The sequence below is a fragment of the Exiguobacterium sp. s160 genome (assembly GCF_018617575.1).
Taxonomy (GTDB): Bacteria; Bacillota; Bacilli; order Exiguobacteriales; family Exiguobacteriaceae; genus Exiguobacterium; species Exiguobacterium aestuarii_A.
Map to the genome: position 1 here is coordinate 16,074 of NZ_JACSKK010000003.1, position 26,282 is coordinate 42,355.

Annotated in this window: 19 protein-coding genes; 6 read left to right on the forward strand and 13 right to left on the reverse strand. The window is 38.5% G+C overall.

The window, feature by feature from the left end:
* Positions 1-28: 28 nt before the first annotated feature.
* Both KNO86_RS08460 and KNO86_RS08465 read right to left on the reverse strand, forming a co-directional pair.
* On the reverse strand, positions 29-3,253 hold the full coding sequence (locus KNO86_RS08460) for an FtsX-like permease family protein (RefSeq protein WP_214695165.1): 3,225 nt from the start codon (positions 3,251-3,253) through the stop codon (positions 29-31).
* Entirely contained in the window at positions 3,246-3,938 is a 693-nt protein-coding gene (locus KNO86_RS08465) for an ABC transporter ATP-binding protein (RefSeq protein WP_214695167.1), read from the reverse strand. The genes KNO86_RS08460 and KNO86_RS08465 overlap by 8 nt, the downstream gene beginning before the upstream one ends.
* A 153-nt stretch (positions 3,939-4,091) precedes the next feature.
* Between KNO86_RS08465 and KNO86_RS08470 the strand changes: the two genes are divergently transcribed.
* Positions 4,092-4,295: a hypothetical protein gene (locus tag KNO86_RS08470; RefSeq protein WP_214695169.1), complete on the forward strand. Its 204-nt coding sequence runs from the start codon at positions 4,092-4,094 to the stop codon at positions 4,293-4,295.
* 12 nt (positions 4,296-4,307) lie between these two features.
* A complete protein-coding gene (locus KNO86_RS08475; RefSeq protein ID WP_214695171.1) occupies positions 4,308-4,628 on the forward strand; it encodes a nucleoside triphosphate pyrophosphohydrolase in 321 nt (106 codons plus the stop codon).
* A gap of 44 nt (positions 4,629-4,672) precedes the next feature.
* Here KNO86_RS08475 and KNO86_RS08480 read toward each other — a convergent pair whose 3' ends face one another.
* From KNO86_RS08480 to KNO86_RS08495, 4 genes are read right to left on the reverse strand one after another with little or no spacing between them, the layout of a single operon-like run.
* Entirely contained in the window at positions 4,673-5,137 is a 465-nt protein-coding gene (locus KNO86_RS08480) for a hypothetical protein (RefSeq protein ID WP_214695173.1), read from the reverse strand.
* Positions 5,137-7,155, reverse strand: coding sequence for an AAA family ATPase (locus KNO86_RS08485; protein WP_214695175.1), 2,019 nt, complete (start codon positions 7,153-7,155; stop codon positions 5,137-5,139). The genes KNO86_RS08480 and KNO86_RS08485 overlap by 1 nt, the downstream gene beginning before the upstream one ends.
* A gap of 1 nt (position 7,156) precedes the next feature.
* On the reverse strand, positions 7,157-7,345 hold the full coding sequence (locus KNO86_RS08490) for a hypothetical protein (RefSeq protein WP_214695177.1): 189 nt from the start codon (positions 7,343-7,345) through the stop codon (positions 7,157-7,159).
* Positions 7,346-7,365: 20 nt separating this feature from the next.
* Complete coding sequence (locus tag KNO86_RS08495; protein ID WP_214695178.1) at positions 7,366-8,754, reverse strand: DNA phosphorothioation system restriction enzyme; 1,389 nt, start codon at positions 8,752-8,754, stop codon at positions 7,366-7,368.
* 111 nt (positions 8,755-8,865) lie between these two features.
* On the opposite strand from KNO86_RS08495, the gene dptF reads away from it, so the two are divergent.
* From dptF to dptH, 3 genes are read left to right on the forward strand one after another with little or no spacing between them, the layout of a single operon-like run.
* On the forward strand, positions 8,866-11,184 hold the full coding sequence (gene dptF / locus KNO86_RS08500) for a DNA phosphorothioation-dependent restriction protein DptF (RefSeq protein WP_214695180.1): 2,319 nt from the start codon (positions 8,866-8,868) through the stop codon (positions 11,182-11,184).
* Positions 11,185-11,206: 22 nt separating this feature from the next.
* Positions 11,207-12,616: a DNA phosphorothioation-dependent restriction protein DptG gene (gene dptG / locus KNO86_RS08505; protein WP_214695182.1), complete on the forward strand. Its 1,410-nt coding sequence runs from the start codon at positions 11,207-11,209 to the stop codon at positions 12,614-12,616.
* Positions 12,597-16,634: a DNA phosphorothioation-dependent restriction protein DptH gene (dptH, locus tag KNO86_RS08510; RefSeq protein WP_214695183.1), complete on the forward strand. Its 4,038-nt coding sequence runs from the start codon at positions 12,597-12,599 to the stop codon at positions 16,632-16,634. The genes dptG and dptH overlap by 20 nt, the downstream gene beginning before the upstream one ends.
* Positions 16,635-16,678: 44 nt before the next feature.
* Here the strand turns inward: dptH and KNO86_RS08515 are convergent, their stop codons facing one another.
* From KNO86_RS08515 to dndD (KNO86_RS08545), 7 genes are all read right to left on the reverse strand, one after another.
* Positions 16,679-17,797 carry a cysteine desulfurase family protein gene (locus tag KNO86_RS08515; RefSeq protein WP_214695185.1) on the reverse strand — a complete coding sequence of 373 codons (1,119 nt, stop codon included), beginning with the start codon at positions 17,795-17,797 and terminating at the stop codon, positions 16,679-16,681.
* Position 17,798: 1 nt separating this feature from the next.
* Positions 17,799-18,179, reverse strand: coding sequence for a DndE family protein (locus KNO86_RS08520; protein ID WP_015881065.1), 381 nt, complete (start codon positions 18,177-18,179; stop codon positions 17,799-17,801).
* A complete protein-coding gene (dndD, locus tag KNO86_RS08525) occupies positions 18,176-20,188 on the reverse strand; it encodes a DNA sulfur modification protein DndD (RefSeq protein ID WP_214695204.1) in 2,013 nt (670 codons plus the stop codon). Before dndD (KNO86_RS08525) ends, KNO86_RS08520 begins: the two co-directional genes overlap by 4 nt.
* Positions 20,178-21,833: a DNA phosphorothioation system sulfurtransferase DndC gene (dndC, locus tag KNO86_RS08530; protein ID WP_214695206.1), complete on the reverse strand. Its 1,656-nt coding sequence runs from the start codon at positions 21,831-21,833 to the stop codon at positions 20,178-20,180. The genes dndD (KNO86_RS08525) and dndC overlap by 11 nt, the downstream gene beginning before the upstream one ends.
* Positions 21,834-21,861: 28 nt before the next feature.
* Positions 21,862-22,962 carry a DNA sulfur modification protein DndB gene (dndB, locus tag KNO86_RS08535; protein WP_015881068.1) on the reverse strand — a complete coding sequence of 367 codons (1,101 nt, stop codon included), beginning with the start codon at positions 22,960-22,962 and terminating at the stop codon, positions 21,862-21,864.
* 156 nt (positions 22,963-23,118) lie between these two features.
* Entirely contained in the window at positions 23,119-23,514 is a 396-nt protein-coding gene (locus tag KNO86_RS08540) for a hypothetical protein (protein WP_214695208.1), read from the reverse strand.
* Positions 23,515-23,518: 4 nt separating this feature from the next.
* On the reverse strand, positions 23,519-25,765 hold the full coding sequence (dndD, locus tag KNO86_RS08545) for a DNA sulfur modification protein DndD (protein ID WP_214695210.1): 2,247 nt from the start codon (positions 25,763-25,765) through the stop codon (positions 23,519-23,521).
* Positions 25,766-25,902: 137 nt separating this feature from the next.
* On the opposite strand from dndD (KNO86_RS08545), the gene KNO86_RS08550 reads away from it, so the two are divergent.
* Positions 25,903-26,169 carry a hypothetical protein gene (locus tag KNO86_RS08550; RefSeq protein ID WP_251126973.1) on the forward strand — a complete coding sequence of 89 codons (267 nt, stop codon included), beginning with the start codon at positions 25,903-25,905 and terminating at the stop codon, positions 26,167-26,169.
* Positions 26,170-26,282 lie beyond the last annotated feature (113 nt).

The window sequence follows — 26,282 nt, forward strand, 5'->3', positions numbered from 1 at the left end:
GTCCCGACTCGGGGCGACGTTGTTTTATTTAAGGGACATCAATTTTGACGGTATAGGTTTTCGGCATGGCATCACTCGAGGCGAACAAGACGAGTGTCTTCTCATTCTCTGGAACGAGGAAGACTAAATCAATTTCGGACTTCTCGCCTGGCTTGTAACGGAAGCCGCCTTGGAACGCTTTCTTATTGTGGTTGACCATGTCGACCGGACTGTATTCTGTGCCATCTGGCGTGTACATGCGGAATCCGTTCGGACGATAGTCCGCATAGCCACCATAGCCCTTATCTTTGTCATACAACGAGATCGGTAGGCTGACGAATCGTTTGCCATCTTCCGGTTCGGTTCCGTTCGGAGAAGCGTAAACGGGTTCACCCACTTGGAATTCACGTTTTTTCATTTGTGGATCCCCAATAAACGTTTGGAACGTACCGAGGTTCATGATTTTTTGAAGGTCATCTTCTTTCGGTGTGGTGGCTTTGGCTTCTTTCGGTTTCGTGTCTTTCAAGTCGGCTTGTTTCGCACCCGTCGTCTGTGCGGTCGGGGCTGGTGTCGATTTCGCCTCTTCCGTGACCGGCTTGACTTCTGGTGACGTAAAGACGAACAAGCTGATGATTCCGACGACGAGTGCCGTCGCTGTCGTTCCGAGGACGAAGCGGAAGCGTTTCTCAACTTGTTTTTGGTTGACCACATGCCCACCGATGGCTTCAGCCGGTGTGATGCGGACAGCACGTTCGGCAGGAAGCAGTGCACCTAAGACGCCTGTCACGACTGGGATGAGGATGGTCGCAAACAAGAATGGTAGCTCTGACGTCGGGAACTGTTGATACATGATGGTGACGATGATGATGGTGAACGTCACACCGAGTAGTCCGGCGAAGAATCCGGTCAACGCGCCTTCTGTCAAGACGAGACGACGGATGGACGTATTCTGCCAACCGAGCGCTTTCAAGACGGCGAGTTGTGGTTTTCGTTCAGAGACGTTTTGCCACATGATCTCGGTCGTCGTAAGCATCGCGATTAGTAAGGCGACCCCCATGGCGACGTAATGCATCGTCCCGACTTCAAGTGCCACGAACTCCCCAATCCACGTCGTATATAAGACGCCTTGGAGACGGAACGTGACGAACAAGAAGAAACCGAAGAGACTCGTCGGTAAGGCGATGGCAAGAATCGACAACAACGTCCGTGGCCAATACGTCACGAGTTGGTTCAAGCTCATACCGACGCTTGAGCGTGAGCGGCCAAGACGTCGTCCTTTTGAGACTTCACCGGACTGCATCGTCTCATATGGCTTGATGCGACGGACGAGTCGAATCGGGATGAGTGTCCCGAGCCAGTAAATCAAGAGACCGGCTAGGCCAATCAATAGGATGCGTGTGATTGATGTCGAGCCCGCTGCCGTCCAAAGGAACGTCCCGAGAATCATCCACGAGATGAGCGCGACCATCGACCCGAGGATTGTGGCTTCTAAGAATAACAGTTTCGACAGCTGACTCGGACGCCAACCGAGCGACAAGAGGATGGCGAATTCTTTCTTCCGTGCGTACAACATGATGATGTTCGAGCTAAACACATACAACATCGCGACGAGGATGACACTCGCGACGACACCGGAGAAGCCGAGTTTCGCTTCTTGGAAAATCGTGATCGACGACCCGATTTTAATCCAAGGCTGCTGGATCCAACCGAGCGAACTTTCTCCTTTTAATCCAGGGAGATAGGTGACGGCGTATTGTGGAGATGAGCCGAGTGTGACGTCGGTGATGAGACCGGTCTTGTCCTCAATCTCTTTGGCGACTGCTTGGAGCTTCGCTTCACTTTCTTCGTTCAAGACGTCCACGCCTTTCACGTTGACGCGAATGGCCGAGATGGCCTTGTCACCGGAGATGGCGAACGCCGCATCGAGTGTCGTCAACATCGACGGTGGTTTCGTCAAGAAGCTATAGGGGTTATTCGTCGGTTTGACGGTCGTCGGTGGGTTGACCGGCTCGTCTTTCGAGTTCATGACCCATTCGGCGCTTGCCGGGAAATATGTCTCCATCGGCAGTTCCGTCAACGGGTCTTTCGACAGCTTCAGTTTCGATGGGTCGAATAGTCCGATGTAGTTATATCTCACTTTCGGCACATCGTTAAGGTCTTCCGCGTATAAATTGGACTTGCGATACATACTTTCTTGACCATAAGCGACGCGCCCCTCAGCGAGGAACGGCTTGATTTGATACGAATATGGCCAACGTTTCGGGAACGGACTCGTCACACCTTCATAGACGAGTGGTGACGCCTTCTCGGCAATCCACGTATATTCCATGGTGAGACGAGGGTCTTGTGGCTGCGGTTTTCCTTCTAAAATGTGTTTCGTGATGTTGTCGTGCATTTGTTGTGCTGTAAAGTCGTATGAGGCGACTTTTGTCCCTTCCAATCTATCCAGGTATTCCTCTTTTCCGTTCTCTAAATACGTATTGATGAATTTTTCTGCGTCGCTCGTATCGGCATCGACTTCTTCGATGGTGTAGTTGATCGAGGCATCGACGTAGTCTTTTGTACTCATCAAAATCGGGATCGTCGTGACCTCTTCATCGTAAGGCTCTGGGACATCCTCTTCATTGAAGTAACGACTGAACTCTGTCGCTTGTACGGCATCGTCTAACCCGACGAGTTTCGCTTCGGCGACCGGGTCAATCCCGGCGAGCATGACGTCGCTCCCATAATTGAGTGGAAACTCTTCGTTCAGGGCGGTCGGACCGATGCCGATGTGGGTGGTATCGCCGTTCGGCATCCATCCTACCCAAAAGTAGGCTTTCAAGTCTTGGAAGTCATTGATTTTTTCAATGCCCGTATCGATGAGTGTGTTCATCTTAAGGCGATAAAGACCCGCTTTATCAAACGTATGCGTTTGCGTGAACGAGCTTGAATAAGTCGACCCGATCATGGCGATCGGTGCCGCGACATCGATGTCGGCAATCTGTTGAATCGTCTCGTATTGTTCGCGCGTGATCCCGCTTTCGAGTCCGCTCATATAATTCGGCTCGAGCAGGTTCAAGTCCTCCGTCACGCTTCGGCTGCCTTCCGGACGGACGACGATGTGATAAGACGAGTCCCAACGTTTCTGTAGCTCGTTGACGACCGTCCCGTTATTCGCCTGGGTCACCCCGAGAAGATAGCTGAGCCCGGTACTGACGATGAGCATCCCGACCATGAGCAGGATGAACCGTTCTTTATTCCGCCACCATGAGTTCCAGATGAACTTAAGCATGATGGACGTCGCTCATGGCGACGACCTGCCCGTCGCGCATCTCGATTTTTCGGTTGGCTCGGTCGGCGAGTTCCGGGTCATGGGTGACGAAGAGGACGCCACATCCGTTCTCGCGATTCAATCGGATCAATAAATCAAAAATGACGTCACCCGTGTGTGTATCGAGGTTCCCCGTCGGCTCATCGGCGAGGAGCCATTTCGGGCGATGAATGAGGGCACGGGCGACGGCGACGCGCTGTTGCTGACCGCCTGACAGTTGGGACGGTAACGAATCGACTTTGTCGCTGAGACCGACTTCTTTCAATAATTCGAGCGCACGTTCATGGACGTCGTAATCGACTTTTCGTCCGAAGAGCGGAGACATGACGTTCTCAAGCGCCGTCAGTGTCGGGATGAGGTGGAACTGTTGGAAGATGAAGCCGATGTTGTCGAAGCGGAAATCGGCGAGTTGTTTCGCAGATAGCGTCGAAATCGGTTCGTCGTTGAAGAGTAGGGTGCCATCTGTCGGACGGTCGAGTGTACCGATCAGACTGAGGAGAGTCGACTTCCCAGACCCCGATGGTCCGATGATGGAGATGAAATCCCCGTGCTCGAAGCGGAGGTTGATGTCTTGTAAGGCGACCGTTTTGACGTCACCCGTATCAAACCGTTTTGTTAAGTGTTCGCATGTGAAGTGATAAGCCATACCGTAAATTCTCTCCTTTACCTAATATTTAGTGAAAATATGTAAGAGGACGTAATATTCTGACTATTTTCAGATTAGAGGAAAAACATTCCAATGTATAGCTGTATTTTTTTCGAATGGGGAACGGGTATAGAAGAGTGAGGAGGAGAGAAGATGAAATCATTCGAAATCGAATTTCATTTAATCAATGAAGAAGTACTGACGTATATGGTGGAAGCTGATACACGATATGAGGCATTGGAGTCGATTTACCAATCGTTTCGGCATGCGAGCGATGGATTCGTACAATTTGAGGACGAGTTGATTGTGATGTTGGATCATGTGGCGTATGTGAAGGCGTTTGAGGTGGTGGAGTAGGAGGAAGCAATCATGAACTATAATAAATTAGTGCGTGATCGTGTGCCGGAGTTAATTCAGGCAGAGGGGAAACGAGTGATCGTTAAACACTTGAATCAAGCTGAGAAGTTTGAGCAGGCGAGATTAAAGCTCTATGAAGAGTTAAAAGAATATGAAGATGCAAATATTGATGAGGAATGTTTAGAGGAGTTAGCGGATATATTAGAGCTGGCTTATGCACTTGGTAAAATGCATGGTGCATCCTTCGAGGAGCTAGAGGTAATTCGAAGAAACAAACGAGAACTTAAAGGTGGATTCGATAAAGGGTTATTTTTGGAAGAAATATTAGAATGAAAAAACCGCCTACAAATAAGTGAGAAGTTTGTAGGCGGCTAATATTAATTAAATGGAAGTTCATTGATTAAATCTTCAGTATTGAACTTTTTGTTTTCGTATTCAATCATTAAATCTAAATAAGCATTTTGTGCAGACTCTGGATCGCTCAAGAAGATTTCTAGCTCTTGATAAAGAGCATCTAATCCTCCCGCAGCATATTCCTCGATAATCTCGTAGTTTTCGAGTGTCACCTCTGATTCATCCTCAGAATCATTGTCGACTGAGAACCGTTCAAATGTATTTTCTAAATGCATAATCAATTTCATGAGTTGTAAATCTTGTTCTGAAAAAATGCCTAACAAAATTTCAGGACCTGGCTTTACTTTTTTTCTTCGTTCATTGCTATAACCAAACAGCAAAGCGGCCATAAAAGCATCTTTATAAGTTTCGAATAGTTGAGCATCTTCTTTTAACGTTGCGTACATATGATCTTGCGTGCTATCCCGACGCACAGAACGTTTTGCCATTACATTACCTCCGCAATCTCAGTGTATTCTCCTGTATCCCCATTGGTGTAGTTGAGTAATTTATATGACTTTCCAATCCGATGATTAATAGCTTCGTCTACTTCTCCACGCCATTGTGAAGTAGATACAATGACAACTACCTGATCAGATAGCTTCGGTAAATTCGTTGCCACACGAGACCGATGATCTGCATCAAGTGCTCCAAATGGAGAATCCATTACAAGAGGGAAAATATTTCCTAGTTTCAAATCTTCATCTAAAGCATGGCCCTTTTCTTTGTCTTTATACTCTCGTGTTAAATCAACAATGGCTCCGATAAAAGCAAGGCTCGTAATTTGTGATTCTCCTTGTGATAAACCGATACTACCTCCGTTTACATCTGAAACGAGGAGTTCGTAATTATCAGTAAGCGAGATTGGATAATCTTTTCGTAATAACTGAGAATAGGTGAGCTTAATCTTTTCTTCCAATTCAGTTTTCACTTGAGACTCTCTCAGTTTTAATAGACCAATCAAAGTGTTTTTTACTTTTGTAGCAGACTCCAAAGCAAGTTGGAGTTTTAACTGTCTTTCTTCTGCTTTAGTCAGTTTACTAACTTCTTTATTTAAGAGATCTTCTTCTTTTGAGATGTCGTCAATGGAGCGGATTAAATTTTCTATATTCGCCTCTGCTTTTACGATTGCAGTCCGAACTGATGATTCTCTTTCAATTAGATTAGATGAATTTTCGATATTACGAGAGTTGGCTTTCATACGTTCTTCAATTTCTCGTAACTCCTCTTCCAAACCTCTGAGTGTTTCTCTTAATTCTTCACGCTCACCAACAAGCCTTTTGATTTCTGTGTAAAAATGAGTTCTAGCAACTTCCCATCCGCTTAATTGGAAATAAAGTTGGTCCATTTCATTTTTTGAACTAGATAGATTTATGACCTCTTGTTGAACTTCTTCTAAAGATGCGATTGTTGTCGTCTCAAGTTCGTGTCCGCATAAGCATTTCCCGTTTGATAGTAAAGTCGGGATTAAATCAGGATGAATCAATTTTTCGATCGTACTTTGGTCATTTGTATGAGCAATCCGCTGAAATCTTTTGATTGGTAAGGTTGAAAAAGCTAAATGACTTGACCGAGATAGTAGGATTCTCAACTCTTTTAGTTTCTCATCAAAGGCATTTTTTGTTTCTGTAATTGACTCAATTAGATGATCTCGCGTGACCTGAAAGGTTCTTGTTTCTTCCCCATTACGTAATGCATTTTCTATACTTTTTAATTCACTCTGAGCAGCAGCAAGTTCTTGTCGTGTCTCAGTGAGTTCTTGTTTCTTTTTAATCTTTTCATCTTCAAGTTGATTTATGCGCAAGTATTTATCACTTAATTCACTTTTGACGTTTTTGGATACCTCATCACGAAGTTTAATAATGGTTTTGCTTAAATGCTCGATTGAATTATCAAATAACTCTAATCCCATCATTCGTTTAATTGAATCACGAATTTCAGTATATGCCTCTTTCTTTCCTAGATGATCCATTCGTTCACCATCAAAGAAGAAGAAGGTATGCAATTTATATGGCAAAATGCGATTAATTTCGTATGAAATATCTTTAATTTTTGTGGATTGATTCGTATCGATATTGCGTTTGGTCAATTCGATTTTTTGATTGATTGTCTTGTTTTTAGGCAGATTAAGAATATTGTGCTCATGATCAAATTTTGCGTGTAAAGTACGTCGTAATACGTATTCATAATCATTATGTTCAAATTTAATTTGTACTGCTGTAATCAAATCTTCTTGATTCTTTGTGCTCTCTTGCACAGCTTTATTATTAAAAATAGATTCAGGGTTCGGTAATTTGAGTTCTCGTCCATAAAATCCCCAAATTAAAGCTGTGAGTAATGCTGTTTTACCGCTTCCATTTTCGCCATGGATGACAGTAACATTTTTTCCTGATCCATGTGCAAATTCAATCGTATTCTGCCCGTAGTATTGGCGGAAGTTTTCAATGATGACTTGCTTAAGAATCATGTCAGATGTACTCCTTTTTAATTAGTTTAGAAAATTCATCGGGTAATTGCGCAGCAGTAAATGAACCTTCTTTATCTAAGTAGTCTTTTTCTAAACGAATAATATTCTGTAGAATTTGCTGTTCTGTTTCTGACAACTCGCTTAGTAATGCATATACATCATTTTCGCTGTTTGATTGATTTGAATTCATCACGATCACCTCTCGTTAGTTTATAGGTCGACAAGATTGAAAGCCTCTTTTATCGGATTTAAAATTCGAAGTGCTTGATAATGGTTTTCAGATATTGATGCGAACTCATTTACCCTCTTTAGCTCATTCATCAATAATCGACGTTCAATATTAAATTCTTTATCTGTTAGTAAATCAATTTCTGTCAGAGGTCGTGGAATGACGATGTAATCATGAATATAAGCATATTCTTTCCCAGGATGTTTTCGCAAAATTCGTCCGCGACGTTGAATGAACTCTTTTGGATTCGTCGTACTAGCTAAAATATAAGCGGTCTCAGCAGAAGGAACGTCTACGCCTTCATCTAGGCAACGGATCGCGACAAGTGCTTGAATCGTATTATCAGAAAACTCCTTTAATAGCGTCTGTCGTAGTTCTTTTGATTCAGTTGACGTAAAGGTTTTCGCTGATATGTTCAAATCGTCATGTAAAAATTGTGCAATGTGATCTACATGGCGTTGATCATCCTTTGAATGGTCGCCACAATAGACAATTGTATGGTTAAGCGTTTCTTGCATTTTGAGCTGTTTTTTCAATAAAATATCTTTTTGTTGAGCTGAATTAATCAATCGAGCTCGTTTAATTAATAACATCTCTAATGCACCAGTGTTATTTCCAGTGGCTTCGATTGATTGTTGATCAGATAGGTTAATTAATTTCGAAATTTTATTCGTAAGGTCATGATAAATTTCCAGTTCATCTTCTGTTAAAGAGACTAGGTGAGGGTAGTAATAATACTTTGTCAAAAACCCTTTTTTAATCGCTTCTTCCAAAGTAAACTTATATATTGACCCACCAAAATAATTTAATAACTGTTCCGTTCCGATATCATCATGGTGTCTTACTGGAGTAGCGCTCAGTGCTAATCGATTTTTGAATGTTGGTGGAAGTGACTGAAGAGATTGTTTTGTACCTAAGTTATGTGCCTCGTCTGCAACAATCATTCCACCATCGGATATTCGACTGAGATGAGCTTGAAAATGAGCATTTTTAAATGTGTTATTGGTAGTGATCACACATATAAAATTTTTTATTTTAAAATTATATTGAGTAATTTTCCCGGACAAGAGTGATGTCCATTGAGATTTTGAACCATAGCATAGAATTGGATCCATTCCAAAAGATTCGGCATCTTTTGCCCATTGATCTACTAAATGTTGATAAGGGCATAGAATGACGACTGCTAAACGTTGGGTTTCCTCAAAGCGCTTTGTAATGGCTGTGAGAGCTGTCAGCGTTTTTCCGGTTCCCGTTGCCATTTCCAGCAAACCGTGATATCCGTTTTCAGTCCATCTTTGTATGGCGTCAATTTGATAGTCTCGTGGTGTAAACCATTTAGGTAAAGAAGGGAATAGAATTGTTGAATCCATATAATAGCTCCTTTATCATATATAGGAGTAGGTAAAACCTACCATATACCCTTATTATAGATATAATAAAGAATATAGTTAATAAAAAAGTTATCAAGGTGATTGAAAGGAATGAATGACATGGAATATTTTTTCTCATTTCTAAAACCAATTAATCCGAAAGCGGAAGAGTTGGCACAGATTGTAGAAGATAAATACTATTCTAAAGAAACAGATTTTGCTCTTCTGAATGCCAGAAAAATGATTGAAGCAATCGTGAATGAGTGGTTAGAAGTGAGCGGTTTGCAAAATACATACAATTTAAACGATAACATTCGTTTGTTGCAATCTGAAGAAATCATCGACCGGGAATTAGCTTCAGATCTTCATTATGTCCGTAGGAACGGAAATAGTGCGGCCCATGAATTATTCACAAAAGAGGCACACGAAATTCTCCCGAAAATCTGGTCGAGTTTATATAACATTGTAGAATCGTACGTCCTTAGTTATGAAAATCCACCATCTATACCTAGATACGCTCCTCCTACTCATCCAGCTGAAAAAAGTAATGGCAGAGGGCATGATGATATTTTAAAAATCTTAGAAGCGCAACTAGAGGAAAAACTAAAAGCGCTCAGTTCTGTTTCACCTAAAGAGGAACCTACTGAAAAAATAAGTGTGGAGAAAAAAGAATCAAATAAACTATTTGATTTCTTACCTCAAATTGAAAAAGATAGTGATAGTTATCTATACAATCTGATGTCCAGACTAAATGAATCTTCAAAAGAGGCGGTTGAAAGTGCAGAACTTCCATTAAGTTCTTTAAAACAATACTTACACGTAGAACGTCCAATCGAAAATAGATTGATTCAGATGTTGCAACAACCTGCACAAAAACGGTTAACGCTTTTAATCGGTAGTGTAGGAGATGGGAAATCGCATATTCTTTCACATCTTCAATCTGCTGAACCTGAATTAATGAATCGATATAAAAATAAAATCTGGAATGATGCGACAGAAAGCCTTTCTCCGCGAAAAACTGCAATGGAAACTTTACTTGAGAAGTTAATTCCGTTTTCTGATCAACATTTACAAGAGGGTTCGGAAGAGTTTGTACTGGCAATCAACTTAGGCGTACTACATAAGTTTTTATATGACTTCGCGAGTTCACTCGACAACCATTACACGTTCAATTCATTGATTTCATATATTGAGCAATCAGGTATTTTTGAGAATGAGATTTCCCAAGCAACGCAACATGAACATTTTTCCATGGTCAGTTTCTCAGATTATCCAATGTATGAACTTACTAAAGGTGGCGTAGAATCGAATTTCTTAATGGGCATTCTATCAAAGATGTTCGATCCAAATGAAGAAAACCCATTTTATTTGGCCTATCAAGAAGATGTGAAGAGAGGAATCGATTCGATTATCCACCGCAATTTTTTACTTATGGGTAATCAACAAATGAGACGCAACTTCGTAAACATCATCGCAAGTTCTCTTTTAAAAGAAAAAGCAGTTTTATCTATGCGCCAATTTTTTAACTTAATATACGAAATTATGATTCCAGGAAATTGGACTAATATTAGTAAACAAAAAATTGTGCTTGAGACGTTACTTATTCACGGTCTTCATCAAAAAATATTTACAGCTCAAAATGACTCACCTATATCAATCATGCTAAGAAATGAAGATCCGGTTGCTTCTCGTTCCGAAGAGATAGATGAAATCATTCTTCAAATCAATTTAGAGTCAGATGTGAGTGGGTTTATCTCTAGATTTGACGAATTGACTCGTCAAACATATGAACTTGATCTATTAGATCGTGAATTGGTTACCGAGTACACACAATCATTACTAAGACTACTGTATTTGTCTAACCCGAGAGAAATGAATATTACACAGACAACGGTTGAATCATTCTCAAAATATCTATTTGCTTATTACACTGGTCAAAAATACGAACTTAAAACTCTCTACGAGAAATTTGAGAATGCACTTATGTTATGGTTTGGATTTAAAAAAGATCAAAAAAAATATTTGTTTGATACGAATGCAAAAATTTCAAAGCGTTATCGTATAGCAAAACCAGTTAGTTTTACATTGGATCCAATCAGTATGGCGATAAAAAATGAAGAGCAAGTGGTTCAATTCAGAAACTCTTTATTTATTCAATTTGCAGTGGGTGAGCGCAAACAAAGAATTAAGCTAGAAATCGATTATAAGATGTTCAGTTTGATTTCGAAAATAGATAAAGGATATCAACCTTCTAAGATTGATTTCGATGATGCCATCCGATTCAGTGAATTCGCAAATGCGATTCGCACACACAATACAAACAACGAAGAAGTGTTGATTTATGTTGTCCAAACTGGAGAAACCTTCGTTTTAAAACAAGAAGCCGACCCATTTAGTAATGAAGAAAAAATCGTATTTAGTAAATTGTAAGTTGTGAAAGCAGGTGTAAATAATGAGATTATTACCAGAGAAAATTTTCGATGAAAAACAAGTCATTGTCTTAGACAAAAGTCGGAAAAAAATCACGAAGCGACAAACTTCGAATTTTTATCAAATACTCCCTTTCACAACAGGAAAGAGTGATTCAATTAAAAACGCTCTTTCCGATTGGGAAAAGGAAATCGGTGCTTATTCTAGAAGACTTCTGAATGTAGAACTGTCAGCTAAGTCTTTCAATACGGACTTTCTTTTAGAAGGTGTATTAGAGCGAGTCGAGAATCAACCGGAGCATGAAGATGAAATTCATACTTTCTTTAGTGAATTACTTTTACAACGGGATGGAGGATTGAACGTTACCCATCCAAGTATGTTCATGTACATCCAAGGCAATCCTGCGACGAAGAAAAAGTTAGGTACTTTTCTAGCGGATTTGACGCAACATGCGTTAGATGAAGTGCAAATCGAAAAGATTAAACAGGTTTTTAAAGCAGGCCAAAATGAAACTTTGTTAGACAAAATGATTGTAAATTTATTGCCGAATCTAACGAACAAAGAATATAAAGCAGAGCATGCCCTTTATTCTTCATTACCAATAAAACTATTAGGTGAGGATTTTGTCTATTTGGCAGAACATCCGCAATATTTTTTGAAAGAAATTAACAATTTATTGAAGTATTACCTACACTTTATTGTTTCTCAAACGACAATAAAGATTAATAACTTTGAGACGTCTAACTGGAATCATCCATCAAAAATGTACTACACAATTCATAACGAAACGACTGTTACATCAAGAAGAAAAACAATGAACTCGGGTATGGGGCTGCTAACGAGTGCGAGTGAAAATTTATTTGTTCATGAGTTGACGATGGCTCAGTTGAGTTGTAACTCTATTAACCAATCATTAGAGAATGAAAAATCTAAAATCATGACGTATGATGAAATTTTTCAACACTTCAACATGCTTAGTGATGTTGATCAAGTTCAATTTTTGAAAGATATTGATTTGCAGACTGAGCGAATTCTCACCTATGCAGGTTTAGAGAATAATGTGAATGAAACTCAAACCTTCAATGAAGCAGCTAAACAACTATTCAATGCGATGAAGCTGACGACTCCGAAAGAAGCACAGTCTCGTTATGGAGATCATGCAAAAAATATTGCTAAATCGCACTTTACGAAGCGTCGTGGGCGTCTTGGATATGTATTGTCTCTGAATCAGGAGATGTTAATTCTGATGTGCGCTGTGAGTTGTAAAAATGACCGAATCACATTTGTAGAACTATTAGAAAGATTAAGTAAAAGAGGCATCAACTTTGATAATGAATCATCAACTGCCCTTTTACAACTATTAGAAAAAATTAATGTTATCGATAAGAAGAGCGATAGTGGGGAGGCGCAGTATGTCAAACCAATTTTATGAGTATGTTACGAAAAAAATAAATGGCCATTTTTTAGTAAATACGCCTAAGCCTGGAGATAAGTATTTTTTGCAACTCGAAGAAGAGAGTCATGTTCAATATTTAAAAGACTATCTCGAGAAGGAAGCGAAAGATCAGGTTAAAGCTTTTGAATATAAGTTAAACGGAGTTACTGAATATGAAACGATTACGATTGACTACGGGACAAGTGAGTTAATCATTGCTACTCAAAGCGAAGGAATTCAACCTGATTTTTTCGTCAAACTTCGAAACTTGGTTAGTGAACAAGAAGAAGAAGGAATAAATCGCTCATTACTCGTCATTTATCACGGGCAACTTGATAGTATCGATGGTGGTGGTGCAAATCTTCAAAAAGAAGGAATGCCATTAAATCCTCAAAAGATTTTAGAAGAACTTAAGCATGAACTTAAGCAAATGTCTGAAAATAAGGGCGCACTAGTTGAAGTGATTAATTTTCACTTGCAGGAAATTGAAGAAGAGTTTAACTCATTTAAAGGAGTTTCTTTCTTTGATTTTGAAGAAATTCTCTCCCTCATGCAAAAAACAGAACTTTCAAAAAAAGATTTTCTGAAGTTAAGGTTCTTCCACGACCAGGAGCTTGATTCGTTTATCCAAACGTCCTCCAAAAAAGAGATTCGTGAACGACTTCGTGAGAACAGAGATTTGTATGAATTTGTACAAGAGAGTCATTTCAATGAAACGACTGAAGCACAATTACCGAAAAAATTTAACGAACAAGGTGTCAATAAACTTAAACATGATCACTGGAATGAATTAACATTACAAGAAGTAATCAAACTCAAAGCAGAAAAAAATAAAAAAGTATTTGAACTTGAGGAAGTTACAAATGTTAATGATCACTCTTCAGTAGCGGTGTGGGATCGACCACATAAAACGACTAAAACAGGAAAACGTATACGTTACATTGCAATTTTTAATCCGTCTCATGAAAAAGAAATCAGCTTAAAGTTTAAATATCTTATTGAAGGTAAAGGTGTTCGAAAGAGCTTAGAACAGTCGCAAGTCAAAATTGAATATTGTAATCCGTTACTTGAAGTAACTTCGAATGTGAAAACGAACAATCTTAATTTGACAATAACTTCAAATCAAGTTCAAAATACTGCGCAATGTACTGTGAAGTACAAAGTGAAAAATGAAAATACATTGTATTCAGAGCTAAATATTATGATTTTCCCGTTTTCTAGTGAAGTTCTTAAAGATTACGCTGGAACATACGAAGTGAAGCGTTTAAAAGAGAATGATACCGAATATCTGACTCTCGGTAATAAGGAAGGCGAGTTACGTTTAGGGGACGGCTCACACGAACCTATTTTCCAAGAACAATCTCTGGTTAAAGTATCAGAGGAACCTAATGTGACGTATCACTTTGATCAGGATTTGTTTGAAGAAGATCAGTTTATGCAACTAGTTGTTGGAGAATCGCAACCAATTAATATTAAATTGAGTGTTGATGCTTCAAAGCCACACCCGATTCCAAATATCCGATTGTATAAAGAAAAGCGTGAAAAGCGAGCATCCATTGTACTTAGTACGGATGGGAAATTGATTTTGAAGAATCAAATTTACTATCCACAAAACGAGTATAAAGACTTTTTGGACTACGAAATGGAATGGGTCAATCAAAGTATGCAGACTGCTATTCTTTCGGCAGGCGTCCTCAGTCCTATTGATTTGGAATTCGGACCATATTATGAATTAAGAGAAGCATATAATCTGTTCTTGAACCACTTTAAAATTAAAAAAACTGTGCCCATGTTGGCTTACTGGGACGATGAATACAAACGAGTTGCTTTAAATTACGTTCAAGCGTATGTAAAGGCGATTGAATCGATTCAAGAAGCAGATCGATTGTTTGAAGTGGGGCATTCGATTTTAAGATTAGGTGTACTGTTTAACCAAAAAGAACAGATTGTTTACTTTACTCCATTCCATCCAGTGAATGTTGCATTTCAGTTAGAATTAAATAATCAACTTGGTGAAGAGGAAATCTCGGAAAGTGTACTGAAACGTCTACGTGCCGATGCACTAGCTCCATATCTATGGTTTGAAGGTAAAGCCTACAAGGCAGAATCCCAATCAGACTTGCCAGAATGGATGGTTTTCCGAGCAAAAGAAGAAGTTGTTGTCGCTGAAGCCGATCGCTTTTTATCCGAAGTGGTTAAAGAAAAGCTAAATCAGTTTGTCGATCATTTTACGTCACTCTTTAATCAGAAAAATCAAGTCGCTAGAGCACCATTATATTTAAATGTGATTGAAATTCGTAATGATGAAATGGTGCTAAAAGGCATTGTTGAATGGATTTTCCGACAACTAAAAGATAGCTATGAAAAAAACAGAGATGAAGTCATTCCTGTAGAAGTGAGACTTTACTGCGATTCAGGTCGATATCGAAGTGCTTTCGATCAATTTGCAGCAAAAGACTTTATGGATGATGACTGGGAACAGTTTGAATATCTATACGCACTTATTCCTAAAAACTTCATTCTCTCTCCTCAAGAAGTAGCGGAGAAAATTCAGTCGCTGATTAATCACTACCATATTCAAAATGAGCACTTTAATGATTTTGACTATGCTCATATCAGCTTCTATAAAATGAGTGGTGAAGAACAAGTCATCACAGACAAAATGGAGTATATCAAGAGTGGTAACGCCATGAACGGCTTGTACTCGACACTTGCACCAACAGTCAAAGATGGTCAGTTTAGCATGGGGTTCGGTCTTCGAGGTTATGCAATTGAAGAAGATGACTTGTTACTACGATGTGCCAAATCATTTAATGAATTAAACGTACACATGAAAGATAACGGGAGTAGCTCATTTGCACATGGCGTTACAGCACTGGCTAGTATTACAGATGCACGTGACGGCTATAAGTTGCAAAATATTTATGAGAGTTCACACTGGGTCACATTAATTGAACCTACTGTTGATTTAGGCTATTTTTCTTCTAAACAAGGGAATCCGGATAATGAATTGATTATCATTCATTATAATGATCAGTCGTCTTCTTACCGATATGATGCTATTACCGTCACGAAGAAAACAGCACAATATCAAGCCGTGATTAAAGATTACTTGAATCATGAGAAACCGGATTTGAATACGGATGAGAGTATTAAAGAAATTATTCAAACGTTCAACGTCATCAACGGAGAATGGTTACTTTCAATGATTCAACAAGGTTTAAGTAATGAAACAGCACGTAACGTGCATAAGAGTCGTGAAAAATTCAGTTTGTTGGCAGCCGTCAAGTATTCATTGGCGATGTTCACAACCGATGATATTACTTGGGTTCCGATTTCCCTTGAGGAAATTTTGCGTGTGGCGAAAGCAATCGGGTTAAACCACGCAAATTCACCTTTCACTGTGAAAGCGTTAGGGAAATCAGGTAGTTATTCAGACGATTTACTTTTGATCGGGATGCAGGAAACGGACGGTAAGTTAAAAATGCACTTCTATCCAATTGAAGTGAAAATCGGTAGAAACTTGAGTAATGTCATAGATAAAGCGAGAAACCAAGTTGTTCGAACAAAATCTCTCTTCGATTTTGAATTGGGTGTGGGTGAGACAGAAACTACATTCTCTCAACAGTACTATCGCATGTTCTTTGCACATCTCTTCTTAGCAAATGCTAAAAAACTATTTGAAGGAAAGTTGTGGAGCGAGCGAGAGAGAAATTATGACTTCGAGCAGGATCGACTCTCAGTCATCGAAAGATTGATGAAAGGGGAGTATGAGATTTCAAATGAACTAACCGAATACTTTAATAAAGGAGTTGTCGTTTCTTTTAGAACAGAAGAAACAACTTCATCTATTGAACGAGTTGATGACGATATTCTGTTGCTTAATTTACCAGAACAGTACGGTATAAGTGGTGGATCGTATTCGATTGAAGAAATCCGACAATCTATTATAGATGGGAAAAAGGATATTCCAAGAGAAGAAATGCTTGAAACCTTCAAAATTAATAATATTTGAACGTAAAACGACCGGCTTAAATTTAATTTAAGCCGGTCGTTTACTTACAGTTCTTTGAAAATCTCTAAGTCTTTTGACTCAATGTTTGATGATAGTGAAAATCGAATGGATGATCGTACTTCATCTAATGTTAATCCAATCGCTTGAAGTACATGGCTTGGTTTACTGGAGCTACATGCAGATCCAGTTGAGACCGCCATGACAGGCGCTAGTTGTTTCACGAGTACTTCATTATTAATCCCGATAAATTGAACATTCACAATTCCCGGTATTTTATCAGTATGATCACTATTGAAGCGTATGTTCGATCCGAATTTTTGAGATAAAAGTTGAACCAATTGGTGTTCAAGTTTTTGCAATTTTTGAATGTTCTTAGAAAGAGATGCCTGATGCATTTCTGCTGCCTTTCCCATTCCAACAATTAAGGGAACAGCAAGTGTTCCACCTCGAATGCCTTGTTCTTGACCACCACCATGAATCAGTGGTGTCAATTTCCTTGGGATGCCATCCTCATCTTTTTGTACATAAGCAATGCCGATACCTTTTGGACCGTTGAACTTATGCGCAGAAGCGGATAAGAAATGAACGTTCGTAAGTTCTGACAGGTTGATTCTCATCTTTCCGACGACATGTGTGGCATCGGTGTGAAAGAGTGCACCATATTGAGCAACTAGTTCAGAAGCTCTCTGAATGTCATTTAAAGATCCTAACTCGTTATTTCCCCAGATGATTGAAACGAGTGAAGTAGGGCGTTTTTTTAGTAGAGACTCTAATTCAGAAAAATTGATTCTACCAAATTGATCGACTGACAAGTATTCAACATGAATGTTAAGCTGCTCATTCAAATACTTTGCGATTTCCAAATTAGATGAATGTTCAGCTACCGTAGTAATCACTTGATGATCTGGTAAAGATGAACTTACACTTTTTAAAATCCAGTTGTTACTTTCGGTCGCTCCTGAAGTAAAGTACAGCTCGGTAGAAGAACAGTTAAGAAATTTACCTAACTGTTCTCGAGCATGTTCAACAGCATTTTTAGAGTTTTCTGCCAGTGAATAATATTTGCTCGAAGGATTTCCGAACTCTTCAAGAAAGTAGGGGAGCATCTCTTCAAGTACTTCTGGATACACAGGTGTCGTTGAGCTGTTGTCTAGATAAAGCATGTTATCCCTCCTGGAGAGCCAATAACTCTCTTAAGAATTGATTGGTACTTCTAGAAAATTGGAACATTTGATAAAGCTCTTCGGCACCTCGAGTAATATGTGCATTAAAATAATCTGGAAAATATCGTTCTTCTTCAATATGGCGTTTAGCATGTTGAAGAATCATCATTTTAAACATCTCGTCGTGTTCTCCCGTTAAGGTGGCACGATTGATTTCAAAATTAGAAATGGGCTGACCTTTAACGCTTGATGGAGTTTTTTCGTTTTTTAATGATATTCCAACGGCGAAACGAGCTAGGATGTTTGGTGTGATATGAGTTGAGTTTGCAATCTCTTTAAAATAGAGATGCGTTTGTTCAGTTAATTTAAGACGGTAGTTCATGAGTTTTTCACCTGCGCGTTTTCAAATTCAAAATACGATGGAATGACTCGTGTTTCTAAATGTTCATTATCAAACTGAAGACTATACTCTTTAGAAATCGATGGTTTGAGTACATCATAGTAATCTTTGCTAATCTCTGAGTCTGTAGATAGCACTAACACTTGTTCACCAAAGTTAGGAAGTAAGTTACGTAAAATGTTATAACGGTGATCTCGATCTAATCGGCCTAACAAAGTATCGAAGATAAATGGCATTTGATTTTCGGAAACTTTGAAAATTGCCCAGATTAATGAAAGAAGTAGAATCTGTTTCTCACCAGAAGATAGCGTAGCTACAGAAATTTGAGACTGGTCCTTAGATGACAAAGTTAACGAGAAATCTTCGGGTAGAATCGATAGCTTATCTACGTAATCTTCTTTACGCATCAATGTTTTTAACATGCGTAACGCATTTTCTTCAACACTCCGAATGACTTTATATCGCTGTTGAAGTTTGAAGTCTTCTAGTAAAGCTAATATTGAAGTAGCGTTTTGCGATAATAAGCTCGATTTTGAAGTGATTTTCTCGATTTCTTGTTGAAGTGAGGCGTTTTCTTCCACTAACATCGAGTACTGATTTTGGAGCTCTTCTTCAAGTTTAACAATACGTTCTAACTGCTCGTTCAAATGAAGATGACTAACTTTGAGTTGATTCAATTCCTCAAATTGTTTTTCAAAATCTGCATGATTCTCTTCTCTAATCACTAGTTTTCTTCGTAATGTCTTCAGTTCCTCTATGATTTCGTCATCGCGATTAATGTTTGCCAAGAGAGGTGAGGAAGATTGAGCGTTTACTGAAGAAATCATATTTTCAACTTTTGCCTTCGAACCGAACGAGGCATCATGAATAATTTCCGTTTTCGGAACAGCCGTTTTTAAAGCCGCATTGAACTCATTCTTCAGTGAATCATGTTCTACAGATCCTCCTAAATTACGTGAAACATTCTTATAGAACTCATCGGTGAAGACTTTTTCTAAATCTTCTACACTTCTTATCAATAGTTCTGATTCTACTTGTTCTGCAGCTTTTTCAAGCAAGTGATGATTGATAGAAAAAGCGTAGTACTCACTGAAAAAGTCTGACGTAGACTGCTTTAATTTCTGTCGTTCTTGTTCTAGGTTTCTTATTTCCTCTTTCAATTTTGCTTCTTCTTCTTTACTAATCACGTCGTGTGCGCGTAACGATTCAGAGAAGGCAGTGATTTCTGCTTCACTAACTTCGATATTCTGAAGAAGCTGAGACTTATCGACTTGAACGTTTTGCAATTTTTGTTCGGATTCACTTAGCTGTTTTTTAAGCGCATCTAAACGTTTTGATTTATCTTTAGATAGCTTAGTCTTGGCTTCGTCTCGTACAAGTGATTCGATTGTTTCCGTTAATAAATCTGGAATCTCTAATTTAAATGCACTTTTCATCAAATCATCTAGGTACTCAGATAGTTTCCCTTCATTAATAATTTGATTAATTGTCTCTCCATCAAATAATGAGACATTAAACAAATAGAGGGGAGTACGCTCTAAGAATAATGAATAGACTTGACTCTTATCCTTCTCTGCTAGTGCAAAGGTATTTCCATCACGATAGATATTAAAGTATTCTTTAATATTCTTAGCGTCGATTCCCCATGATCGTTCAAATAAATAGCGTGATGTTGTTTGATTCGTTGTTGTTGTAAACGTAATTTGGATTTTTGAAACTTGTTTAGTGGTACTATATCTTTCTCGTTGATCTCTTACTTCGCTATTGATTAATTTCTCAATTTCTTTGAAGTAAGATGGAGTGGGTGCTTTAATCCCAAACGCCTGACTACCATATAATCCAGTGCGAAGTGCGTTTAAAAAGGTTGTTTTACCCGCTCCATTTTTCCCGCCGATTAAAATAACATTTTTATTAGAGTTTTCATTCTTGAAATCAAATGTTTGATTTTTATATGCTCCAATATTCTTTAAGACAATCGATTCAATCTTCATCTCTCTCTAAAACTCCTTGCTCTTTGTAAAGGGTTAAATAGTCTTGGCTCAATAGCGCAGCGACATCTTTATTAAATCCTCGTTTAACCTTTACACCTAGAAAATCATTTGCTGTTGTAAATAGTTTTTGAACCATATTGAAATCAAGACCATGCTTTTGAGAAAGAAGTTCTAAATCATTCGCTTGGTCACTTGTTAGAATCTGACGATCATCATGTTCCCAATCCAGGTCGACGCCGAATACTTCGCGATAAAGTTCTGGTAACGTATCGTTCCAATCACCTTCACGGAGCCATAAGCGACGAATTGCTCGTAACTCATCATCCTGAATTAATTTGTACTCGACTGAATTTGGAACTTTTAAATCACGTTGTAAAATCAATAAGTCGCGCATTAGTTCAGTTCTAGTAGCTAGTGTGAAAGGACCAAGACCAAGGTGTGAGTATACAGATTGCCCATCCTCGTTTGTTTCGGTAACGACAAACTGAATATTAAACTCTTCAGGTTTGCTCAAGTCAATATTGTGTTTTGCGATAAATTGACTTAATTGTGCTTTAGGAACGACAAGAACAGACTCATCAGTCAAATCTTCAATTCGGTCAACTACTTTATGAGAAGTGGCAGCACGACCGCCTTTTTTCTTTTGAACAATATAGATTCCATCTTCTTTGATTTCATGTTGAACTTCTAATAAATAGAAGGCACCATTCATTCGTTTATGCATTCGTTTAGAACGGTCGTCACGAATGAGCACCATTTTATTACGGAACTTCAATAATGGTTTTAACCAGTCATGTTCACCAGTTTGAATAAAACCAGTAAGCGATTTATCTTGATTGACAACCGTACACGTCCAGCAACCAAAACGGCTATTCCCACAAGAACCAGCACTTTCTTTAATGTTTTGGTCAACGACTAATGGACATTCGCTACTTGAATCCATGTACATTTTCTGCAACTTGTGATGGTCTTCTCCCCACGGAGCTGGGTTTTGAAGAAGGTAGCTCCATACATCATCTAGAACAAATTCTTTAATTGGGGCAAATACATAAGCATTCGCTAGTGATGTGTGTCGCATCAATTCGCTACCTGAAATCTCATGGTCTTTTATTGATTGGCCTCGGCTCGTGCTCTCAGATGAACGGACACCAAGTACCATAATAATTTCGCCGTATTTTGACACTTTATCTTTAATGAAGCGGTTAGCAGGGTCGATTTTAAGACGATCTGTACACCATCTAAACGTTTGGTTTGGAGTAGGATAGCCACGTCCGATAATATTCGTCCAAAAAGTTTTTTCTGTAAGTGGTTTAACTTTTTGTGTTTCGATCGGGAGATTATATTTTAAAGCGGCTTCCTGCATGCGGTGTAAAGAGCCGTTAATCATGGAAACGACGAGTGGGTTTTCTACCAAAGTGTCAGAAGAAATGATAAATACCTTCTTATGCAACTGTTCTGGTGAAAGCTCTAGCAACGCTTCGAAAATGAGTTGAGTCGTTAGTGTAGAATCTTTTCCGCCACTAAATCCGACCACCCATGGACGTGTGTCATTTAAATAAACACGTTTGATCAAATCGATGGAGCGTCTAGAAACAGTATCTCCTTCATGCTGAGTAAATAAGTTACTAATAATACCTTGTGTCATAAATTGTCATCCTCTCGTGCCAAAACAGTCATAATACGTTCATGCTTGATTTTTGTTGATCGAAATCTTTCTCTTCTTTCGTGAGCTTGATGCCGATTAGCGATTTTATTCGTATGGCAGTCAATCGAATAGTGTAGTTGTTCTTTAAAATTCTGCCGTTTTCGTTAAAGGCACGACCTTTCCAATCTTTTTCGTTTGAACGGCTCCAATCAATATCTTTAAATTTTGTAAGGTAGGCTGTCCATGTATCAGGTTTTTGTTCAATTAAAGAGCGCGCAACTTCAGCCGCTGCTTCGATAAATAAACCTTGACCCGCAATTGAAATCATACGTAAATCACGAGGGGAGATTTCTTTATTAAATACTTGTTCCCATTCATGAATACTATTGCATAGAGTTAGCCAAAACGTTTTGATGTTCAATGCGTCTTCTTCAGTTAAAAGAGCACCTTTTTTCTTATTAATTAGTCGTTTATTTGCATTATAAATATGATTTAACGCTAAAAGTTTTGGTGAATTCTTGGAGAGGGACGTTTTCTCCATTTCTGTATATCGTTTTAACAACGGAATCTCTTCAACGATTTCTTTAGTTAGGAGCGACAACTGGTCGCGATGGTCATATAAAATACCGATAGATGATGTCGTGTTAACGGCATGTCGATTCAAATCTGAAAAGATTTGTTGAGATCGTTCTAAACCTTCGTCATGAAAGAATACAACAGAAATTGTTTCATTACCTAATTCAGGCATGATTTTTAAAGCTTCTTCAATCGCTGCTCTTCGGTGTTGACCATCATTAATTAAAAAACGGGAATCCAGTGCTATCGAGAGTTTGCCTAAGTCTTTAAAGTTTGGTTCATCTGTAAACGGAGTGAACTGAATTTCACCATCAATGGAAGCTGTAAGGGATGAAAATACATAGTCCTTAGACTGATCTACAATGTAATTTGTAATGTCTGGAACTCTAGATTTATTCAAAATCCGCTGTGAGCGATATTGTGGCGGGACTTCCTCTTCATCGAATAAGAAGATTTTTGGAATCAGTTTTAATGGACACATAACGACGAAATATTCTTTTTCTGCCTGTTTTCCTCGTAATGCGGGGAAGTTATAGCTGAAATTAGGATCCATGAATTATCCTCCTTTATTTAAAATTACGTACGTAATTTTAAATAAATACAATGTTTTTATACAAAAAGTCTAACATAAGTGTTCGTATGAAAAAAGCGAACAGCTCAACAAAAATTAGAAATTTTCGTAAGAAAAATCTCAGCGAAATCGCTGAGATTATACGGAAAGAAGTTTAATTAAAAATTCTTCTTCAAAAATTGCATCATCTGATTCGAGCAACGAAGCAATGTCTTTCACACCTAACTCAATGAAACGTTTCATATGGTCTCGAATAACTTTCTCATCATCGATTTCTTCTTGCAGTTCGTTGATGATAAGGTGTTTAGCGAGTAAGTAGTCATTCCCATTAATGATTGAGCCCATATCCCAAGCACTTGAACTCAATTCGGTAGGGAGTACAGATGAAACGGAGTGATTTTCAATTCCGTGCATCAGACTTAGTTTTACAACAAATGGCCTCGTGTCTTTCGGAACGTAATGTTCGATGTGTCCAATAATGGTATCGATTCGATTCTTACTTACTTGTGACAATTTAATTCCTTTAGAATCCATAATCTTATCCTTTCACTAATTCGAAATAACCTTCGCGAATAAGCGTATATTTCTCTTTTTGGTTGTAGTCCAACATGATTTGTTTTGAAGTGTATTCCTTCATCAACTCTACATATTCCGGAGTGATTTCCGTATCAGTTGAGAGAATCACAACTTGTTTACTGAGATGTTTATAGAAATGTTCGACTAGATTTTTGCGATGATAGCTGTCTAAACGACCAAGTGGCGTATCGATAATCATCGGTAAATCTAAATCAGCTGCTTTGATCATTCCCCAAATAAATGCAGATGAGATAATTTGCATTTCACCGGCTGAACGTTCTTCGACTGAAATTTCAGCGCCGCGTTCATTTTCAATGCGTATCATCATTTTACGGCGATCAACGAAAGCACGACCGAATTCATCTTGTTTTCTCATAAGTTTGTTCAACATCTGATCGAATTGTTCACTAATCAAATCAATTTTCCAGTCTAGTACTTTTGTTGAATACTCATCAATTGCTTCTTTGATTTTTCCATAAAGCTGTACATCATCAGCTAAGTCGATTGCATTTGTTGCAGTAGACTTTGTTCCTTTTAGTTTTGATTCCAGAGAACGAATTTCTTGAATGCACTCTTGTTCTTTCTTTTTAATGTTGAGATAAATGCTCTTAGTTTTACCGAGCACCTCAGTAATTTCCTGAATCTTTTTATCTTCTTCGTCAACACTGATTGCAGAAGGGGCTAAATCAATTTTCTGCTGGAGCTGATCAATTGAATGCTTAAGATTTTTTTCTTTCTTGATTAGTTCAACAATCATTTCCTTAGTGCGAGATGCGTCTACATTCATAATCAGTCTACGGTCATTTGGCGAAAGGTCGTGCCAAATTTGCTGATTTTCTGAAGTGGTAGAAGCTTTATAATTCTCCTTCGATAACCAAATATTCTTACCAATTTCCTCAACCTGATGCAGCTGTTCTTCAGTCAATGGTGGATCGATTGGCTCTGAGAGTAGTTTAGACATAAATTGCTGATAAGGTGCTAAAATCTGTTCCACGCGTTGCTGATCAGATGTAAATTGTTGTTCTAGAGTAAGTCGTTTTTTTAACGCATCAATTTTTTTAGATGCAAATGATTGAATCCCTTTCTCAAAAAACAACTTAGAAATTTGCTCCAATACTTGAGTATGCTGTGCTCTTAAAGAACTCATGGTTGAAACAAATTGTTCTCTCGACTCGTTGTTCTGCATGAGCTTCTCGTTTCGAAGTTTCTTAAAGTGATCGAGTTGTTTATTGTATGTTGATACTCGACTCTCGGCTTTATTTCGTTTTTCTGTAAGCTCATGTAATTGTTCTTTGAGTGTAGTTATTTTCTTGTTGAATTTTAACAACTCGGTACTTTTCTGAGCGGTAGCTAACTCGTTGACTTTCTTTGAATAGATTTTGTCTAAGTCACCTTTTAACTCGTTAAAATAAGACATTCCGTTCATTCGTCTGATTGTCGCTTTAAAGTCGGCAGAATTTCTAGAAGAAATAATGCGTCGGATTTCTTCCCCATCAAAAATTAAGAATTGAGAAGCTTCAAATGGGATTAATTTATCGATGGTACGGTTGAAATCATCTACGTTGTGTGAACCAATCTGTTCATTACGTTTTGGACGAGCTGCACCAATCGTTCGCTTACTGAACGTCTTGCTTTCAGACACAACTTGTTTTTTACTATTGTATTGCCAAACGACTTTAATTTCGTAATGATGCCCGTCTCCAGGTTCGAAAACGAGAGAAGCACTAGCTTCGCGACCACCTTGTTCGAAGAATGAATTGTTAATCGTATTTGTAAACTGTTGTTGAAACTCCGTATCGGTCATGCCACGCTTGCCATATAATAAGTAACGAACTGCTTTTAAAATGGTTGTTTTTCCAGCGCCATTCAAACCACCAATCAAAACGATGTTTTTATCATCTGTATGTGTATCAAAGTTAATTGTTTGAGAATTTAAGTATGTTTTGTAATTATTTAATTGAATACGAACAAGTTTCAACCCAGATTTTTTATTGGATGATGTGGAATGTGTTAATGAGTTCCCTTTTTTAATTAGATATTTCAATTCTTCTTCTAATTCTTTTTGGCGTTTAGTCGGAGACGTAGCTTCACCATAATAATTAGCTTTTGAAGTGGTGAGAATATTTTGAAGGAGACTAGGTGATAGCTGATGATGAGAAGATACTTCTTCTAAAATTTCTAATTCACTTGAGTAACGCTTTTGAGTCATATCGATTTCCTTTCTTCCAAACATGAGATATTCAGGTCTATATTCCTATTATAAAGGAAATACACCTAAAAACCTGTAACTTTTTTAGAAAGGGTATGGATAAATTAGGTATACATAATTACTTTTCATATAAGGAGATGAGAGATGTGAAACGCCTATTACTACGCAAAATCCAATTCGCTCTCCAACACCATGGTGGGACGGCATCTTTAAAGGACATTTATGCATATGTCGAAAAATCGTATTATCAACTCGAGCTCGATCGCTATAAAGATTGGAAAGGGCACGTTAATAAACAGATTCGTGCGCATTCCAGTGATTCAGCGAGCTTTACTGGGAAAGAGGACCTCTTTTATTCCACAGGAAATAAAGGCATTTGGGGTCTCAGAAAATTCAATAACTAACGAAAGCGGGACCAATTTCACTTGGTTCCGCTTTCAATGTTTACAAAACATCACACCCTATTGTCACAATATGTTCATTCCTGTACACTTCGATATTGTGTGCTAAAAATTAT

Excerpts from the sequence above, each read along its gene's own strand:
- KNO86_RS08490 (WP_214695177.1), bottom strand. The coding sequence starts at position 7,345 with ATGAATTCAAATCAATCAAACAGCGAAAATGATGTATATGCATTACTA.
- KNO86_RS08540 (WP_214695208.1), bottom strand. The coding sequence starts at position 23,514 with ATGGATTCTAAAGGAATTAAATTGTCACAAGTAAGTAAGAATCGAATC.
- dndD (WP_214695210.1), bottom strand. The coding sequence starts at position 25,765 with ATGACTCAAAAGCGTTACTCAAGTGAATTAGAAATTTTAGAAGAAGTA.
- KNO86_RS08480 (WP_214695173.1), bottom strand. The coding sequence starts at position 5,137 with ATGGCAAAACGTTCTGTGCGTCGGGATAGCACGCAAGATCATATGTAC.
- KNO86_RS08475 (WP_214695171.1), top strand. The coding sequence starts at position 4,308 with ATGAACTATAATAAATTAGTGCGTGATCGTGTGCCGGAGTTAATTCAG.
- KNO86_RS08470 (WP_214695169.1), top strand. The coding sequence starts at position 4,092 with ATGAAATCATTCGAAATCGAATTTCATTTAATCAATGAAGAAGTACTG.
- KNO86_RS08515 (WP_214695185.1), bottom strand. The coding sequence starts at position 17,797 with ATGCTTTATCTAGACAACAGCTCAACGACACCTGTGTATCCAGAAGTA.
- KNO86_RS08495 (WP_214695178.1), bottom strand. The coding sequence starts at position 8,754 with ATGGATTCAACAATTCTATTCCCTTCTTTACCTAAATGGTTTACACCA.
- dndB (WP_015881068.1), bottom strand. The coding sequence starts at position 22,962 with ATGGATCCTAATTTCAGCTATAACTTCCCCGCATTACGAGGAAAACAG.
- dptF (WP_214695180.1), top strand. The coding sequence starts at position 8,866 with ATGAATGACATGGAATATTTTTTCTCATTTCTAAAACCAATTAATCCG.
- dndD (WP_214695204.1), bottom strand. The coding sequence starts at position 20,188 with ATGAAGATTGAATCGATTGTCTTAAAGAATATTGGAGCATATAAAAAT.
- dndC (WP_214695206.1), bottom strand. The coding sequence starts at position 21,833 with ATGACACAAGGTATTATTAGTAACTTATTTACTCAGCATGAAGGAGAT.
- KNO86_RS08465 (WP_214695167.1), bottom strand. The coding sequence starts at position 3,938 with ATGGCTTATCACTTCACATGCGAACACTTAACAAAACGGTTTGATACG.
- KNO86_RS08520 (WP_015881065.1), bottom strand. The coding sequence starts at position 18,179 with ATGAACTACCGTCTTAAATTAACTGAACAAACGCATCTCTATTTTAAA.
- KNO86_RS08550 (WP_251126973.1), top strand. The coding sequence starts at position 25,903 with ATGAGAGATGTGAAACGCCTATTACTACGCAAAATCCAATTCGCTCTC.
- dptH (WP_214695183.1), top strand. The coding sequence starts at position 12,597 with ATGTCAAACCAATTTTATGAGTATGTTACGAAAAAAATAAATGGCCAT.
- dptG (WP_214695182.1), top strand. The coding sequence starts at position 11,207 with ATGAGATTATTACCAGAGAAAATTTTCGATGAAAAACAAGTCATTGTC.
- KNO86_RS08460 (WP_214695165.1), bottom strand. The coding sequence starts at position 3,253 with ATGCTTAAGTTCATCTGGAACTCATGGTGGCGGAATAAAGAACGGTTC.
- KNO86_RS08485 (WP_214695175.1), bottom strand. The coding sequence starts at position 7,155 with ATGATTCTTAAGCAAGTCATCATTGAAAACTTCCGCCAATACTACGGG.